The sequence below is a fragment of the Peribacillus sp. NPDC097224 genome (assembly GCF_044761985.1).
In the GTDB taxonomy this organism is placed as follows: Bacteria; Bacillota; Bacilli; order Bacillales; family DSM-1321; genus Peribacillus.
Map to the genome: position 1 here is coordinate 1 of NZ_JBIWDK010000005.1, position 17855 is coordinate 17855.

At 40.4% G+C, this 17855-nt stretch carries 16 protein-coding genes; 4 read left to right on the top strand and 12 right to left on the bottom strand.

Annotation, left to right across the window (positions count from 1 at the left end; translation table 11 throughout):
• Positions 1 to 120: 120 nt before the first annotated feature.
• Positions 121 to 483 carry a PqqD family protein gene (locus tag ACIQXR_RS11180; RefSeq protein ID WP_402868494.1) on the bottom strand — a complete coding sequence of 121 codons (363 nt, stop codon included), beginning with the start codon at positions 481 to 483 and terminating at the stop codon, positions 121 to 123.
• Positions 473 to 2365, bottom strand: a complete 1893-nt coding sequence (locus ACIQXR_RS11185; RefSeq protein ID WP_402868492.1) for an OPT family oligopeptide transporter — start codon at positions 2363 to 2365, stop codon at positions 473 to 475. Before ACIQXR_RS11185 ends, ACIQXR_RS11180 begins: the two co-directional genes overlap by 11 nt.
• Positions 2366 to 2624: 259 nt before the next feature.
• Here ACIQXR_RS11185 and ACIQXR_RS11190 point away from each other — a divergent pair, with 259 nt between their 5' ends.
• From ACIQXR_RS11190 to ACIQXR_RS11200, 3 genes are all read left to right on the top strand, one after another.
• Entirely contained in the window at positions 2625 to 3245 is a 621-nt protein-coding gene (locus ACIQXR_RS11190; RefSeq protein WP_402868490.1) for a cupin domain-containing protein, read from the top strand.
• Positions 3246 to 3446: 201 nt separating this feature from the next.
• Positions 3447 to 4286: a ComEC/Rec2 family competence protein gene (locus tag ACIQXR_RS11195; protein WP_402868488.1), complete on the top strand. Its 840-nt coding sequence runs from the start codon at positions 3447 to 3449 to the stop codon at positions 4284 to 4286.
• Positions 4287 to 4505 carry a DUF3006 domain-containing protein gene (locus tag ACIQXR_RS11200; RefSeq protein ID WP_402868486.1) on the top strand — a complete coding sequence of 73 codons (219 nt, stop codon included), beginning with the start codon at positions 4287 to 4289 and terminating at the stop codon, positions 4503 to 4505.
• A 112-nt stretch (positions 4506 to 4617) separates the two neighbouring features.
• Here ACIQXR_RS11200 and ACIQXR_RS11205 read toward each other — a convergent pair whose 3' ends face one another.
• The 6 genes from ACIQXR_RS11205 to miaB all read right to left on the bottom strand — a co-directional run bounded on the left by ACIQXR_RS11205 (position 4618) and on the right by miaB (position 12775).
• Positions 4618 to 5082: a GNAT family N-acetyltransferase gene (locus ACIQXR_RS11205; protein WP_402868484.1), complete on the bottom strand. Its 465-nt coding sequence runs from the start codon at positions 5080 to 5082 to the stop codon at positions 4618 to 4620.
• A 91-nt stretch (positions 5083 to 5173) separates the two neighbouring features.
• On the bottom strand, positions 5174 to 7123 hold the full coding sequence (gene mutL / locus ACIQXR_RS11210) for a DNA mismatch repair endonuclease MutL (protein WP_402868482.1): 1950 nt from the start codon (positions 7121 to 7123) through the stop codon (positions 5174 to 5176).
• 23 nt (positions 7124 to 7146) lie between these two features.
• Positions 7147 to 9786 (bottom strand): DNA mismatch repair protein MutS, encoded by a 2640-nt coding sequence (mutS, locus tag ACIQXR_RS11215; protein ID WP_403080006.1) that lies wholly within the window; start codon positions 9784 to 9786, stop codon positions 7147 to 7149.
• A 261-nt stretch (positions 9787 to 10047) separates the two neighbouring features.
• Entirely contained in the window at positions 10048 to 10587 is a 540-nt protein-coding gene (locus tag ACIQXR_RS11220) for an outer spore coat protein CotE (RefSeq protein WP_402868478.1), read from the bottom strand.
• 213 nt (positions 10588 to 10800) lie between these two features.
• Positions 10801 to 11229, bottom strand: a complete 429-nt coding sequence (locus ACIQXR_RS11225; RefSeq protein ID WP_402868476.1) for a YlbF/YmcA family competence regulator — start codon at positions 11227 to 11229, stop codon at positions 10801 to 10803.
• 1 nt (position 11230) lies between these two features.
• Positions 11231 to 12775 carry a tRNA (N6-isopentenyl adenosine(37)-C2)-methylthiotransferase MiaB gene (gene miaB / locus ACIQXR_RS11230; RefSeq protein WP_402868474.1) on the bottom strand — a complete coding sequence of 515 codons (1545 nt, stop codon included), beginning with the start codon at positions 12773 to 12775 and terminating at the stop codon, positions 11231 to 11233.
• 500 nt (positions 12776 to 13275) lie between these two features.
• Between miaB and ACIQXR_RS11235 the strand changes: the two genes are divergently transcribed.
• On the top strand, positions 13276 to 13482 hold the full coding sequence (locus tag ACIQXR_RS11235; RefSeq protein WP_402868472.1) for a hypothetical protein: 207 nt from the start codon (positions 13276 to 13278) through the stop codon (positions 13480 to 13482).
• 80 nt (positions 13483 to 13562) lie between these two features.
• Here the strand turns inward: ACIQXR_RS11235 and ACIQXR_RS11240 are convergent, their stop codons facing one another.
• From ACIQXR_RS11240 to spoVS, 4 genes are all read right to left on the bottom strand, one after another.
• Positions 13563 to 14429: a 2-oxoacid:ferredoxin oxidoreductase subunit beta gene (locus tag ACIQXR_RS11240; RefSeq protein WP_402868470.1), complete on the bottom strand. Its 867-nt coding sequence runs from the start codon at positions 14427 to 14429 to the stop codon at positions 13563 to 13565.
• Positions 14416 to 16173 (bottom strand): 2-oxoacid:acceptor oxidoreductase subunit alpha, encoded by a 1758-nt coding sequence (locus ACIQXR_RS11245; RefSeq protein ID WP_402868468.1) that lies wholly within the window; start codon positions 16171 to 16173, stop codon positions 14416 to 14418. Before ACIQXR_RS11245 ends, ACIQXR_RS11240 begins: the two co-directional genes overlap by 14 nt.
• Positions 16174 to 16406: 233 nt before the next feature.
• Positions 16407 to 17324, bottom strand: coding sequence for a dipeptidase (locus ACIQXR_RS11250; protein WP_402868466.1), 918 nt, complete (start codon positions 17322 to 17324; stop codon positions 16407 to 16409).
• Between the two features lie 90 nt (positions 17325 to 17414).
• The gene (spoVS, locus tag ACIQXR_RS11255) at positions 17415 to 17675 is read right to left on the bottom strand and encodes a stage V sporulation protein SpoVS (RefSeq protein WP_191095538.1); all 261 of its coding nucleotides are present in this window, start codon (positions 17673 to 17675) and stop codon (positions 17415 to 17417) included.
• Between the last annotated feature and the right edge of the window lie 180 nt (positions 17676 to 17855).

The window sequence follows — 17855 nt, forward strand, 5'->3', positions numbered from 1 at the left end:
TGTGATGTATCTCCAATCCTATCTTTTCTTTATACAAATAAAAGTACCCTATAGAGAGACTTTTTTAAAGTGTCTACTCTATAGGGTACATTTTACGATTTGCATGCTTCAGCTTGTTTTTTATTTTTCTTCTTCCCAAATGATCCATTCATGAACTTCAAGGATTTCAAAAAATTTCACAAGTCGTGGTAAGGCCGGTTCGGCTTCTTCCCCAAAGTGTTCAATCATCGCTTCCGAAATCGCTTGAACATTCTTGCGATATGCCATTTGTTCAATGGCAAATCTCCCAAACTTATCTAGCTTGATTTTACGAAATGCCCTTTGCTTCAAGAAACGAATCGTCAGTCTCTCGATGAAGTTAGTTCTCTGGATAATCAAAAATCCTAAGTCCGAAGAAGAATCCATTTCGAGGGTGACACGACTTTCCAAAAGAGGAACCATAGTTAACAGGTTCCTCTTTGATTTTTGCTTTTTACGAAACATCTTCTTTATTCCTTTTGCTAGATACAAACCAAAGTACTCCAGCTAAAGCAAGGAAAAGTAAGAATGGTATTAGGTTGCTCGCTATCACCGCTACGGCTGGAACTTTTACTCCCACTGCAATTAAGACTGCAATAAGCACTCCAATCAATGATTCACCGGCGATTAAACCGGACGCGAACAATGTTCCTCTATCTACTCTTGCTTTACGTGCTTCTTTAGATTTAGAAAAACGTTCAACGAAGTAACGTACAAATCCACCGATCATGATTGGCGCACTCGTATGAACTGGCAAGTAAATCCCAACTGCCACACTAAGTGAATTCAAACCGAAGAACTCTAGAGTAATGGCAATCGCCGTTCCGATGAAGATAAGGGTCCAAGGTAAGTCTCCTCCAAGAACACCTTCAGCAAGAATTTTCATCAAGGCCGCTTTAGGTGCAGGAAGTTCTGCAGAACCCATTGTATAAGCATTATCCATTAACACTAAGGTAAAGCCAATGACAGCTGCAGATGCAACGACACCAATCATCATCGCAACTTGTTGTTTCCATGGCGTACCACCGACAATATAACCTGTTTTCAAATCTTGAGAAACGTCACCTGACACTGCAAGTGCCGTACAAACGATTGCAGCAACCGTTACTACAGCTATCATGCCATCCATGCCAGTGAAGCCTGTTGCCTTATAAATAAGCGCTACAATTAGTAGTGTCGCAATGGTCATCCCAGATGTAGGGGATGAAGAGCTTCCGACAATCCCAACAATCCTTGAAGCGACCGTCACGAATAAGAACCCAAAAATACCGATTGCAACTGCGCCTATGATACCTACTTCCGTTACAGGTGCAAAGGCAATGATCAAAAGAACAATAAGCATCCCTAACCACACGAATTTAGCAGGAATGTCTTTTTCAGTACGAATTAGCCCGGCTTTAAGCTGACCTTTATTCGCTTGCACGCCTCTCAGCGTTGCAAAAGCAGAACTGAATAGAGTGGGCAATGTCTTAATCAGTGTGATTAAGCCCCCAGTCGCAACTGCTCCAGCTCCGATGTACCGAATATAATTATCCCAAATTCCCCAAGCGTCCAGTTCACCGATAGGAACTTCTGACGGGAATATAGGTGTAGAGCTACCACTACCAAAGAAGCTAATGGCCGGTATAAGGACGACCCAAGCCAATAGACCCCCACCGATCATTTGACCCGCAACACGTGGACCGATGATATACCCGACACCCAATAGGGAAGGAAATGCATCAAGGCCGACTACTGCATTTTTAAAACCAGTGATGCCTGTTTCCACTTCCGTTTTAAATAGCTTGAATCCATCTCCAAGCGCTTTAACCACACCACCGATTACTAAACCGACTCCGATTAATTTAGCGCTAGAACCGCCTTTTTCTCCTGATTTCAATACCTCGGCACATGCCGTACCCTCAGGATAAGGTAATGTTTCGTGCTCCCTTACTATTAAAAGCTGACGAAGGGGGACCATCATGAAGACCCCAAGGAATCCACCAGTTAAAACAATGAATAGGATTAACGCTTGACTAACATCCATCCCCCACATAAATAATGCTGGGATAGTAAAAACGGCTCCGGCCCCAATGGCCTCACCTGCTGTTGTCATCGTTTGCACAATGTTGTTTTCTAAGATGGAATCTCGTCGAAAAATCCCTCTCAGGATTGCCATTGAAATTACCGCCGCGGGTATAGATGCGGAAACCGTCAATCCAATAAGGAGACCTAAATATGCATTAGCTGCTCCAAAAACGATGGCAAGAATGATACCTAGAATAATTGCAGTGACAGTTAATTCGGGTAAAGATTTCGAAGCAGAAACGTACGGGACGAATTTGCTCTCTTTCGAATTGTTAGACAATTTAGACACTTCCTATATCTTTTTAACTTTAAAAACACAGGAATTATTATATCACTGTAATTTCTATTCATGCAATGGGAAAATTCTGCTTATTCTTAAATAAGACAATAGGGAAAATTCAGTTAAATGATATTTTATAAGAATATTATTTTGAAAGACTTTGGTTTCTAACTACAATCTTTATCATGGGCATTTGCACATTCTAATGGTAAACCACATATCCTGCTCAAACCAACACTATCGTAAAGGAAGGATACCTATGGATTATGCATCACCTTCGACTCTATTTACCTTCGATGTAAATAAAAGTACTTTAGTAAAAAAAGATAATCTGAACTATATAAATGTATTGGGCATTTCACAGTTGAACACCCTGGAGAATACTTCTTTACTCGATATATTCTTAAGTGCCAATAATATCATCGAACCTCATTACCATCAAAATGCAGCTGAGCTAGTTTATTGCATCTCCGGGGCCGCTACAGTATCCATTCTGAATCCATATACAAAGCTCATTCAGAACTACCCCATTACTCCCGGCCAAGTAGCGAACGTCCCACAAGGCTGGTGGCATTATGAAGTGGCTACCATGGACCAAACACATTTACTTGCTATTTTTAATGCACCTATCCCTGAAGTCATTCTTGGATCGGATATCTTGAAATTAACGCCAGCGGATATCATGGCCCACACTTATTCCATAGATGAAAACCAATGGAAAAAAACGGTGTCACCCGTTCAGCCCTCGACTTTCATTGGCCCACCCGTAACCTATAACAGAAATGGGAATAATCATTCCAATCAATCATGGCACTATCTAAACCAATGGTACGGTAGCCCATACTACAATCAAAATCCATCAGCTTTACCATATTATTAGTATTATTTTAATAAAATAATATAAAATCCCATAAATAACTAAAATATTATCCTTATATTTATATTAATGGTATATTTTAATTAATTCATGCATAAAATAACAGATAAATATCTATACGAATGAAAAAATACTATTTTAAAATATTTATTATCTCACTTTTCTCTTAATAACCATGATAAGATATGCTAGGGTGATATAATGATGAAAAAACTTAAAGTAATATTAGTGGCTGTTCTATGTTTAACTTTATTTACTGGAATCCAGTCAACTGAAGCTGCTGCTTCCAATGTGAAGGTACACTTTATCAATGTGGGCCAAGGCGATTCCATCCTGATTCAAACCGGTAATGAAAACATTTTAATTGATGCTGGTGGAAAAGGAAAAGGCGATGATGTCGTTGCCTATCTGAAAAAACAAAAGGTAAAAACGTTGAATGCGGTTGTCTCGACGCATCCGGATGCCGATCATATCGGTGGACTGGCCTATGTAATCAATAACCTGAAAGTCAAAGCTGTGTATGCACCGAAAGTTTCCCATACCACACAAGCTTACAAAGACTTTTTAAAAGCGGTTAAGAAGAAAGGGCTAAAAATCAAGAAAGCCAAGACCGGGGTAGTAATCACAACGAAGGCAAAGAATACGTCATTGAAATTCCTTGCTCCAGTCAAGGACTATAAGAAAGACTTAAATAACTGGAGTGCCGTCCTATTGCTTAAACATAATAAAAAATCGTTCTTGTTCACTGGCGATGCTGAAGAAAAATCCGAAAAAGACATGCTTGCCAAAAAGGTAGTACCAAGCGTGGATGTCCTTAAAGTTGGGCACCACGGGGCAAAAACATCTTCTAGTTCAGCTTTTATTAAGAAAGCAAAACCAAAATACGCTATAATAAGTGTAGGAAAAAATAGGTATGGGCATCCTACTTCTACCGTTGTAAAACGCTTGAATTCCATAAAAGCTAAAATCTATCGTACAGACAAATCTGGAAACATTATTTTTACTTCTACAGGTACGAAACTTACTGTAAAGACGGTGAAATAAATGAAGCAAGGAATAATTGATCGCTTTGAAGGTAAAATAGCTGTCGTGGAAATCGATGGTGGCGATATGAAGAATTTTCCGAAAAGCTCCCTTCCAAAAGGGGCCAAGGTCGGAGATATGCTGATTATCGATGGTGATACAATTACTGTCTCCAAAGAAGGAACAAGAAAGTTAAAAAAAGAAATTGATGACTTGATGGATGAGTTGTTTGAAGATTGACTTCGACTATCCCCTTCTCAAAATGAGAAGGGGATTTTTTCTACATCTTTTACCTTAATAATAATGAACTAGCTGAGAAACATGAACTTACCCTGGAGGTATATTTTTTAACTTACACGTTCCCTTTCATTCTTATCACTTTTCCCTCTAATTCAAACCCTACTTCCTGCATTCCATTTTTACGATAAAAAGACAATGCGTTTCTATTAGTAGGAGAAACGCGTAGATGATATTCCTTTACCCCATATTTTTTAAAGAAATGAAGAGCATATCGGTGAAGTTCCTTCCCTAACCCCATTCTACGTTTTTCAGGAATGAGATAATAAAGATTTACGTAGCCTACTTTACTACCCTGATATTCTTTAATTGTAAGTTCAAGTTGACCGATGGGCACATTATCTTCCATAACCAAGACAAATCCACCTGGATATCGGTTCGATTTTATTTTTACCCAATCCAGATATTCCTCTACGTTTCCAAGATCCTTATCAGAACCAAAGCTTATGATGAAAGAGTCCCTACGAAATCGAATAATGAATGTTCTATGCTTCGTTACATCAATCGGTTCAAAATGCAAAGAAACTCCTCCCTTAGCATACATATTACGTATTATGTTGGTACCTATCCCAAAGAGAACCCCTTAATAACAAGGGGTTCTCTTTTCATTTTCACATCACCCTTTTAAACATCTTTTCCATTTCGTAAATTGAATAGGAGATGATGATGGGTCTTCCATGCGGACAGGTGAATGGATCGGTTGTTCGCCTTAATTCATCAAGAAGGGCTTGTATTTCATCGTTACGGAGGTGGCGGTTGGCTTTAATGGAGGCTTTGCAGCTCATCATGATGGCCGCCGCTTCACGCAGTTTTTTTATGTCCACCTTTTTCATCGACAATAATTGTTCAATCATGTCTTCAAGGATTTCCTGTTCAATTCCTTTAGGGAACCATTGTGGATGGGACCGGACGATAAAGGAATTGTAACCGAATTCCTCTAAAAAGACGCCGACCTTTTCTAGCTCATCCTTGTATTCATTGATTCGAATTGATTGATCGGTCGAAAATTCTAACGTGATCGGAACGAGCATATCCTGTAGCTCATTTTCGACACGACCAACCTTTTCTTTGAAATATTCATATTTAATCCGTTCCTGTGCAGCATGCTGATCGATGATATACAAACCTTTTTCGTTTTGGGCGAAAATATAGGTGCCATGCATTTGTCCAATTGGATACATAGGAGGTATGCGGCTTGAAGCATCTTCCTCCTCTATTTCTTCCTCATCCTCTTCGACTGTATATGTTGTATACCCTTCAGCGGATTGGAACAAGGACCTTTTTTCTTCTGGAAGTATGACAGGGATAGAGGCCTCTCCCATTTGCATTCCATCTTCACTGCTATATATTAATTCATGCATGGTATCAATATCCTGGTTATCATCGATAGATTCCACTGGAACTTCTTGCTGTTGTTTTTCTCGTATCAAGGTATTCTTTAGTAGGGATGCTTCTTTTTTTGCTTCTTCAAGAACTTGCCTTCCTCTTTCTACGACATGGTCTAAGCTGAGAGACGTCTGCTCGCTTTTAGGCTCCTCTTTCTTTTGTGACGGCGTGAAACCGCTTGGAATCAAGGAAAGTTTCTTGAAAGCTGATTTAATCGTTTCCGATACTAAGGCATATAACTCTTGTTCCTTACTAAGTCGCACCTCTAATTTGGACGGATGTACATTAACATCGACCAAGATTGGATCCATTTCAATATTCAACAAAGCAATTGGGAAACGTCCAATAGGAAGGAGTGTGTGGTATCCCTCCAGGATTGCCTTAACAAGAACATAGTTTTTTATAAATCTACCGTTAATCATCGTCGAAATGTAATTTCTGGAGGCACGGGTGACCTCGGGCATTACGATATATCCGGTTATAGTGAAGTCCAAAGACCTCGTCTCTATCGGAATCATCTTTTTGGCGATATTCATTCCGTAGATTGCGGCCAGTACTTGCCGGACATCTCCATTACCATTTGTATGCAAAATACGCTTCTCATTATGCGTAAGGCGTATCGAAACGTCAGGGTGTGACAAAGCCAGCCTGTTCGTGACATCCGTAATGTTTCCTAGCTCCGTATGAATCGTTTTTAAATACTTCAATCGTGCCGGTGTATTATAGAAAAGCTCGGAGACCGTGATGTCCGTCCCTTTTCGGCTTGATGAAGCCTCCAATTCACGAATGATCCCCCCTTCAAGCAGAATTCGGGTTCCTGGCCCCTCTCCCGTGCTGCTTTTCATTTCAAAATGGGAAACTGATGCGATACTTGGCATGGCTTCACCACGGAACCCGAGCGTCCGAATCCGAAACAAGTCATTTTCATCTTTTATTTTACTTGTGGCATGACGTTTAAACGCCGCTTCTACATCGTCGGCCGTCATTCCATCTCCATTGTCTATGATCCTGATGGACCCAAGTCCGGCCTCCATCAATTCAATTTCAATGATGGTACTGTTGGCATCTATGGCGTTCTCCACTAGCTCCTTCACGACTGAGGCAGGACGTTCAACCACTTCGCCAGCTGCTATTTTATTCGATAAAGACTCGTCTAGCTGTATGATTTTCCCCACTTTTATCGCCTCGCTTCAATTATTCATTTCAATTTCTTATGCAATTTATAGAGTATATTCATCGCATCCAGTGGTGTCATTTCTAGGATATCGAGCGATTTGATATCATCAAGCACTTTTTTTTCCTTAGCTGATGAACTGGTTTTTTCCCTTGGAACTTCTTCTCCGAAAAAGGAAAGTTGCGACGCTTCATTTACAACCGTACCATCCTTTTCTTTAGATCCTTTAGGAACATCTATATCTACTACAACAGCTGACTGTGAAGGTGTTTGCGTCACTTGTTCATTATCACTTTCAAGTTGCGCTAAAATGGCAGCTGCCCGGTCAATTAACTGTTTTGGAAGGTTGGCAAGCTTGGCAACATGAATACCATAACTTTTATCGGCTGGTCCCTCTTTTATTTTATGAAGGAAAACGACATTCCCATTCTGTTCGATTGCACTTACGTGGATATTTTTCAGTTTAGGAAGTTCCTCTGATAGCACGGTCAATTCATGATAATGTGTTGAAAAGAGTGTCTTTGCACCGATTTCTCCATGAATATATTCAATGATTGCCTGCGCTAACGCCATACCATCGTAAGTGGAAGTTCCTCGTCCGATTTCATCGAATAAAATCAAGCTGTTTTCCGTAGCATTCATGATGGCATTTTTTGCTTCGAGCATCTCGACCATGAAAGTACTTTGCCCCGAAATGAGATCATCCGCTGCACCAATTCGAGTGAACACTTTATCGAAAATCGGCAGTTCCGCTGAGGTCGCCGATACAAAACAACCGATTTGGGCCAAAATGGATGTCAACGCAATCTGACGCATATACGTACTTTTACCCGACATATTAGGTCCTGTAATCAAAAGTAGCTCACGGTCGCTATCCATAAAACAGTCATTTGGAACATACTCTTGAGAATGCAGTACTTTTTCGACAACAGGGTGGCGTCCTTCCTGTAAGGCTATTTTACGATTTTCAGAAAAGACCGGCTTTACATAATGACGCTCTTCACTGATTGTTGCAAAGCATTGGAGAACATCAAGTTCACTGATGCCTTTCGCAAGCTCTTGTAAACGTGGGATATAGATTTTCACCTGTTCACGGAGGCTGAGGAACAGATCATATTCAAGACCGATGCTTTTCTCTTCGGCTTGTAAAATCAAGGCTTCCTTTTCTTTTAGTTCAGGTGTGATATATCTTTCAGCATTGGTCAAGGTTTGCTTCCGTTCATACCGTCCCTCTTCAAGTAAATGCAAATTGGCGCGAGTCACTTCAATATAATAACCAAATACTCGGTTATAGCCGATTTTCAATGATCGTATTCCGGTACGTTCCCGTTCCTCCCGTTCCAGCTGAGTGATCCACGTTTTTCCGTTTCGGCTGGCATCTCGATATGTATCCAGTTCCGAGTGGAAACCATCTTGGATAATGTTCCCTTCCTTAACGGATAACGGTGGATTTTCCACTAATGCCGTTTCAAGTAAATCGGTCACTTCCTCACAGGGATCCAGCTTTTCGGCGAGAGCTGTTATATCGCCATTGGAGCCCAAGGATTGGACGATTTCACGAATGATGGGTACTTGTTGGAGTGAACGTTTCAACTGGATTAAATCACGTGCATTGACATTTCCAAACGCCACCCGGCCCGCAAGACGCTCTAAATCATATACTTCCTTCAAGCGCTCGCGCAAATCTTGACGTTCGAAGTAGTGATCCTTCAATATTTCCACAAGGTTTTGTCTACGTTCGATTTGCAGTCGATTGATGAGTGGACGATCAATCCATTGCTTAAGCATCCTGCCTCCCATCGCTGTCTTCGTCTCATCCAAAAGCCATAATAACGACCCTTTTTTTCCTTTGGAACGGATGGTTTCCGTCAACTCCAAATTACGCTTGCTATAATAGTCGATTTTCATATAATGGGACGTTTCATATGCAAATACTGGCTGCAGGTGATCTAGGCTTCTTTTTTGGGTTCGGTATAAATAATTCAATAAACGCGCAGTCGTTTGAGCTTGCTTATCTTCTTTCAACAGTCGAAACAAAGAAACGAACGACTCACTTTGCTCTAAGTTATCCTCAAGGGAAAGTGCTGCGGCACCCCGTTCCTGCAATTGCTTTTTCCATTCATCGTTAAAATCCGTTGCAATGACAACTTCGCTGGCACCAAGGTTTGCAAACTCATTCAATACCTCTTCAAAACTTTCAATCAACGTGACCTTGTTTTCACCTGTCGACAAATCGTTGTAAGCAAAGCCGAATGGCCCATCTGTAAAGGACGTGATGGATGCAATGTAATTATTTTCTTTTTCCCGAAGTCCCTTACTATCCATTTTGGTTCCCGGTGTAATCAGCTGGACAACTTCCCGGCGGACGACCCCTTTTGCTTGTTTAGGATCCTCTGTCTGTTCACAAATGGCTACCTTAAAGCCTTTTTCTATCAAAATATCAATATAATTAGGAGCCGAGTGATAGGGAATGCCACACATGGGAATTCGATTTTCCGTGCCACCCTCCCGGCTCGTTAATGTAATCTCCAGTTCCTGTGAGGCATTCAATGCATCCTCAAAAAACATTTCATAAAAATCCCCTAAACGGAAAAATAAAAAGGCATCCTGATACTCTGCCTTGATTTTTAAATATTGTTGAATCATTGGTGTATATCCAGCCATTCTTTCAAAACCTTTCCAAACTATAATCTGTTATTTATATATGTCATTTATTATACCATACGGGATAGCACCTTTCCTGTATTCGCTATTACAAGAAAACATGCATAATATACTGTTTTTTTCCTTTTTATAAGGGGATTTAGGACGCCGAGGAGCTTATGCGGGTAATAAAATACTCTACTAATTTGGCCTGTCCCTCTTTTAACGTAAATAAGACCGGATGAAGGGAATGTCATCCGGTATTGACTATATTAAAGTATTTTACTCATCTTCGAATTCATCAAGGAAATCCGGATCTAAATCTTCGAACTCATCATCATCAAAATCTGAGCCCCAGTCATCTTCACAGCGGCCATCTGGGCTTACAGCGACGCAAATTTTCGTTTCGCCAACGACCTCCACAAAGAATTCTCTTTCCACATGAACAATGATCTTTTGTCCACATGGGGAGATGGATGCTTCTAAACAATTCGGCTGTTGGACAGCTTGTGCTACGATTTCATGGTCATCATGACAATCTGGATCACGGTATTTTAGCGAAATCACGTCGGTATATTGTACTTTTTCAGTGACAACTTCCGTCTTTGAATTATGGTTATATGAATACCAAACGTTGATTTCGTAGCTACCGTGAATTTCTACCTTTTTGCCGACTTTCTTGGCATCGTATTTATGGTTGATGATCCAACAACCTAGAATGCTAGAAGGATGATGAGCCGGGCAAATGGTGTGTGAGGACTTTGTGAATTTACGTCCCTTGGCCACCACCGCTTTAGTTATTATCTCTCTATATTGTGACATGCTAGCGAACCCTCCTCATACAGTTTCCATTCATCCTATGCGTGGTAAAAGTCTAGTGTGCGTAGAATTTTTAATATCTGAAAACTGCTGTAATGTTTAAATCTAGGTTATTTTATGCACCAGTTTTGGGATATGTGTCACGAATGGGCGCTGTATAAGGGTTTTTGAAACATAAAAAAGCCCTTCTGCATCCAGAAGGGCTTTCCGAAAATATTATGAACAACCTCCGCCACCAGCCTGTACCTTTGATCCTGTCTCACCACGAAGGATATCACCTTCAGTTGATTCAATTATCAAATCCGTCACCTTATTGGATACTTGCGAAGAAACCATTTGAAGAAGGTCGTTGACATCGACTTGGGATTGCTTGAACTCCTGGACGATTGGAAGCTCATCCAACTGCTTTTCAAGGGCATCGATTTTCGCCTGAACTTGCCCGTATGCTTTTTCTTTTCCATAATGTTGGAAGTTCACAGCTTGTTTTTGTAAGCTTTTGATACTGGCAATCATTTCACGTATCTTTTGGTTTTCATTAATATGAGCCTCAGCCCGTTTAAAGAAATCCACTTCTTCCGTGCTGGCAATCATTTCAGCTAGCTCTGCCGCTTTTGTTAAGATATCATCTTTTGTATATTTTGTCATTTTAATCCACCTCTATTGCTGTCGCTTCTTCAACCATATCCCCATTCAATGACCATGTTTTCGTGTCGGTGATTTTCACCTTGACGATTTGGCCAATCGCGGACTTTGGTCCTTTGAAGTTCACTAGCTTATTTTTCGTAGTATACCCTGCTAATACATCTGGATTTTTCTTACTTTCACCTTCCACGAGAACTTCTACAATTTGCCCATTGTACTCTTTCATTTTCAAAGCACATGTTTCGTTCACAAGAGCATTTAAGCGTTGCAGACGCTCTTTTTTCACTTCCATCGGGACATTATCCTGCATTTTTGCTGCAGGCGTTCCTTCTCGCGGAGAGTAAATATACGTATAAGCAGCATCAAATCCAACTTCCCGGTATAAAGACATCGTTTCCTCGAAATGTTCTTCCGTTTCATTTGGATAACCGACAATAATATCCGTCGTTAAAGATGCACTAGGAATTGCTTCCCTAATTTTTCTAACAAGCTCTAAATATTGTTCACGCGTGTATTTACGCGCCATGATTTTAAGCGTTTCCGTACTTCCCGATTGAACAGGAAGATGGATATGATCCACTAAGTTACCGCCTTTAGCAAGAACTTCAATCAAATGATCATCGAAGTCACGGGGATGACTAGTAGTAAAGCGAATCCGCGGGATATCTATCTTACGGATTTCATCCATCAAGTCACCAAGGCGATACTCCATGTCTGTAAAGTCTTTTCCATATGCATTCACATTTTGACCGAGGAGGGTGACTTCCTTGTAGCCCTGTGCCGCAAGATGACGAACCTCCTGAATGATGTCTTCGGGACGGCGACTCCTTTCTTTTCCTCGTGTAAAAGGCACGATGCAATACGTACAGAATTTATCACAGCCGTACATAATATTGACCCATGCTTTTGTTTTCCCTTTACGTACTTTAGGAAGATTTTCAATCACATCCCCTTCTTTGGACCAAACTTCAATGACCATCTCTTTTGAAAGATATGCCTCATTTAGGATTTGTGGTAGTCGGTGGATATTATGTGTACCAAAGATCATATCGACAAAATGATGTTTCTCAAGGATTCTTTTAACGACCGATTCTTCCTGGGACATACAGCCGCAAACGCCCAACAGTAAATCTGGTTTTTCCAATTTAAGTGATTTTAAATGCCCTAGTTCCCCGAATACTTTGTTCTCCGCATTTTCCCTTATTGCGCAAGTGTTCAGTAAAATGACATTCGCATCGTCGACTGTAGTGGTCGGTTGATATCCGAGTGCCGTAAAGATACCCGCCATGACTTCAGTATCGTGCTCATTCATTTGGCAACCGTATGTACGAATAAGAAATTTCTTACCTTCTCCCATTCCTCGGAATTGTTCAGGAATAGCAAAGTCATCATGATATTCTACATTTTCTTTTCCTCGTTTTTTAGCATCCTTCAAGGAAGGCGGTATATAAACTGCCTGAAAGTACTTACTGTAATCCTTTTCGGATTTTTTGTCCGCTGGATTTTCATTCTGTACTTGTTGTAATTCTAATCTTTGTTTCTCGTTCATGTTAATCTCCTTTCAAAATAGTTAGTTTATTTAACGTCCTAACTATTTCCAGACCCGCATGCTAACCAGGTTTTTTGTTCACTTACCTATTTCATTCACGTGTAAATATTTGCTTTTAAGTGTGATATATCCACATTAACATAGTATAAAGCTTTTACCAGGAAGAAACAATCATTCTGTCAATCCTTTAGCGTTTGTTAGAAAAAATTCACAAAATAGGGAATTAAGAGATGGTAATCAACCAGTAACTTTCTATTTACTTCTCTCCAATCCGTTATCTAGGGCTATCGTACATTTTCTCTATATAGGACATAGTCCTATAACATCCTGTCCGCTCTTGAATAAGATATCTCGTACAACAAAAACAATTTAAGGAGTGACTTATATGTCATGTTCTGGAAATAACAATAATAATCACGATCATCATCGTAATAACGACGATAATAGCAGAATCGAAAGAGATTTCTGTCGTGCGGTGAGGGGTTGTCAAAGACGCGACAATGACCGCGACGACCGCCACAACGACAACAACAATCACCATCACCACCACCATCATCATAACAACAATAACAACAATAACAACAACTGTTGTTGTAGAAGAAATCGTTGTAATTTCTTCTCTTTCGGGTGCTGTAACCGAGGAAACCGCTGCGGATGCAATAACGGTTTCTTCTAAGCCCTACTATTTAGGTAGCACCATCTTCTAGCGTGCTGTCTCCTCATTAGAACGCTTGGTTATTAACCACAAAAAAGGTTCACCCCAAATTTGGGGTGAACCTTTTCACGCTTACATAAATTCTTCAACAAGTTTATCAAAATGAGCTTGATCTAGAGTTAAATCAGACTTATTCAATGCTTCTTCTGCATAACCTGGAATTAATTCTTGATAAGAAGAACGTGAAGAATCTTGATAAATGATTCCTGTCACAAGACTGTCATGCTTCATCAACGTTTGCATGGCTTGTTCTTTATTTGTAGAATCATATCCTTCAATCATGCTTAATTTTGTTAGATTTTGTTTGAACCAATCATAGGTATTGATTTTGTTATACGTTACGCATGGAGAGAAAACATTAATAAAGGAGAATCCTTTATGATTGATTCCTGCTTCAATAATTGCAGTTAAGTCTTTTAAATCCGTCGAAAAGCTTTGAGCGACAAAAGTAGCACCAGCCGATAAAGCTAATTCCATCGGAGAGACAGCCCTCTCAATTGATCCTTCAGGGGTGGATTTTGTTTTAAACCCAGCAGCTGAACGTGGGGAAGTCTGTCCTTTTGTTAAACCATAAATTTGGTTATCCATGACAATATACGTAATATCGATATTACGACGAATGGCATGAATGGTATGTCCCATCCCGATTGCAAAACCATCTCCGTCACCACCGGAAGCTATAACGGTCAACTCGCGGTTAGCCATTTTCAATCCTTGGGCAATCGGTAGCGAACGACCATGAATGCCATGGAAACCATAAGATTTGATGTAGCCTGAAATCCGACCTGAACAGCCGATTCCAGAAACCACAGCTAAGTTTTCCGGTTCTAAGCCTACGTTGGCTGCCGCACGCTGCATGGCAGCCTGAACGGAGAAATCCCCACAACCAGGACACCAATTAGGTTTTACATCATTTCGAAATTCTTTAAATGTTGCCATATTCGAACATCTCCTTGCATTGTGTGTGAATTTCATGCGGGAGGAATGGGTTGCCGTCATATTTTAGGATGCTTTTAATTTTATTTACATGCCCGACATTCATCTTGATAATATTAGCCAATTGTCCAGTCGCATTATTTTCAATTACTACTACTTTCTTAGCTGATTGCACTAAAGAAAGAACTTCATCGGCAGGGAATGGATGAATCAAACGAACTTGTGCATGATTCACTTTTATTCCATCCGTTTCTAAACGGCCGATTGCTTCATCTATCGTTCCACGGGTAGAGTTAAACCCTAGGATTAATAAGTCAGCCTCTTCGTGTGGTGCATTCTTGTAAACGGGTGTATTGAATGTGTTCGCTAAATTGCTAAGCTTACGCATCCGCTTATCCATTTGTGCTACACGATTTGCAGCTGATTCAGAAGGCTTCCCTGTTTCATCATGCTCTACACCCGTAACATGGTGAATTCCGTTTTTCATGCCTGGAACGACACGAGGAGAAACTCCATCTTCTGTTACTTCATAGCGCTTGAAATATGTTTTTTCTTGAGGGCCTTCTATTTCCGTGTCCAAAAGTTTACCACGTCTGATTTCCACTTTACTGTAATCTAGCGGTTGCACGGTCTGCTTACCCAATGATAGCTGTAAATCGGATAAAATGATAACCGGACATTGGTATTCCTCAGCAAGATTGAAGGCTTCAGCCGTATCATAAAAGGCTTCCTCAACCGTACTTGGAGCCATGACGATTTTCGGTATTTCTCCGTGCGTCCCATAAATCATCGCCATTAAGTCAGATTGTTCTTGTTTCGTTGGAAGTCCGGTAGAAGGACCGCCACGTTGTGTATCTACAATAACAATCGGAGTTTCTGTGATTCCCGCTAAACCGATTGCTTCCATTTTCAATGAAAGACCTGGTCCGGCAGAAGCTGTAATAGCACGAACACCACCGTAGTTAGCCCCGATTGCCATCGTAGCTGCAGCGATTTCGTCTTCCGTCTGAATGACGGTACCACCCACTTTAGGCAGTTTCTTGATTAAATACTCCATGATTTCCGAGGCTGGCGTAATCGGATAAGCAGCCATAAATCGACATCCACCGGCAACTGCACCTAGTGCGATTGCGTCGTTACCAATCATGAATAAACGTTTTTGACCATCCGCTTTTTCAAGTTCCATAGCGCCCACTTTTTCACCAAGCAATACTTCCATGGCCTTATAACCAGCAGTAATCGCATCCATGTTCTTTTTAACGATTTCTTCACCTTTACGGCCGAAGATTTCATCAACAACATCATTGAACACGGAGATTTCCATGCCAAGTACAGCACAGGTAGCTCCGATTGCCACCATGTTTTTCATTAAAGAAGTACCCAATTCAGATGCGATTTCCGTAAATGGGACTATATATAACTCTGCCTTTGTATCTTCAGGGCAGACAGGTTTAAATTTTGCATCAGCGATAATGATGCCGCCTTCGTGTAGTTCTTTATAATTGACGTCTATTGTTTCTTGATCGAAAGCAACTAAGATGTCTAAATCATCTGAGATAGCACGAGTTTCAGAAGTACTTACACGAATCTTATTATTCGTGTGTCCTCCCTTTATTCGAGATGAGAAATGACGGTAGCCATACAAGTAATAACCTAAGCGATTGAGGGCAATACAGAATATTTCTCCTGTACTTTCAATACCTTCACCTTGTTGTCCGCCAACTTTCCATGAAAGTTGATTGATCATGTCTTACACTCCTTTAGAACGTTCGTATATAACTGCTATTTACCTGTACCTCTCTTCAGAACGTTCAATATGTAAATAATCGTTCTATGACAGAAAAGGTGTACTAAACGCTTTCAATTCTATCGGTTAAATACATAAATTGCAACCTTTTTGCTTTTATTTTTTATATTTTCAGAATATTCAATCCTATCTACAAAATCAGAATAAAAACACCATTTCGCCCTATCCTTTTTTTATCGAGGATAATGACGAATGAAATTTTCAAAAAGAATGCCTTTTACGAATTCTGTGGAATAGAGCCTATCAAGTTCATCAATTAAATTTTGGTAATTGCTATAAGAGACCAAGTCATCGACCATCTCTTCTATGCCATCGAAATCCGATCCAAAACCAATTTGTTTTTCTCCACCTAAACTACAAATATGTTCAATATGATTGATAACGTCTTTTATGGACGCGGATTTACCTTGTGATAAAAATTGAGGAACAAATGTCACCCCAATAGTCCCATTCTTTTTTAGGAGAGCCTTTATTTGGCTGTCTTTCAGATTCCTTGGATGTGGGCATAAACGATAGGCGTTCGAATGGGAAGCAATCGGAAAGTCAGCTATTTCTATGGTGTCCCAAAACCCAGATTCCGATAGGTGGGAAAGATCGCACCATATCGACTGCACATTCAATAATGCCACCACATCCGTTCCAAATCTCGTCAGCCCGCCTCCTCTTTTTTCTAAAACTCCGTCGGCTACCAGATTGGCATAATTCCATGTTAATCCTACCGAAGTAACCCCCAGCTGAAGGAGGGTTTTCATCTTTAATACATCATCCCCGATGCAATCACAGCCTTCTAATGTCAGCAAAGCTCCTATCTCTTTTTCACCCAGTGAATCGATATCTTTCTTTGACCTTATAAATTTCATTTCAGGTTCAGCCAGGATTTTTTTGTGAAAGATATCCACCATCGCCAAGGCAGCCTGAAATCTCATATCCGAATGGACTTGTTCAGGAATGTATATCGCAAAGCATTGGACCTTTCCACCTGAAACCATAAGTTCACGCTTCGTTATATGTAACTTATCACTGTCCACAAAGGAAATATCCGGATCTATAAACAATTTCATCAAAACATCACAATGCGCATCAAAAATCACCCATCCAATCCCCCTTCTCTCCCTTTCTTATTCGTCACATACAAAAAATAACCTGCTCGCCATCCGACAAACAGGCATAAACTTATGAATTTATCTTGGTTCAACGATTAGCTTAATTGCCGTACGCTCTTCGCCATCAATGAGAATATCCGTAAAGGCAGGAATACAAATCAAGTCGACTCCACTAGGTGCGACAAATCCTCTTGCGATTGCTACTGCCTTAACGGCTTGATTTAACGCACCTGCACCAATTGCTTGAATTTCTGCGGTTCCTCTTTCTCTGAGAACCCCCGCCAGTGCGCCTGCTACAGAATTAGGATTAGATTTTGCTGAAACCTTTAATATTTCCATTCCTAGTCCTCCTTGTTTTCCCTGCCGATTATAACTTGGCTCAATAGTTATAACACTTTCCACTGCTACTATATTCAGCTAGTAAAACTTGTATGACAAAGAAAACCAGGATTGTCCAACAACAGATTTTAGATTCCCTATTAGGAGACCTTACTTAACTTTTTCTCTCATTGAATCCTT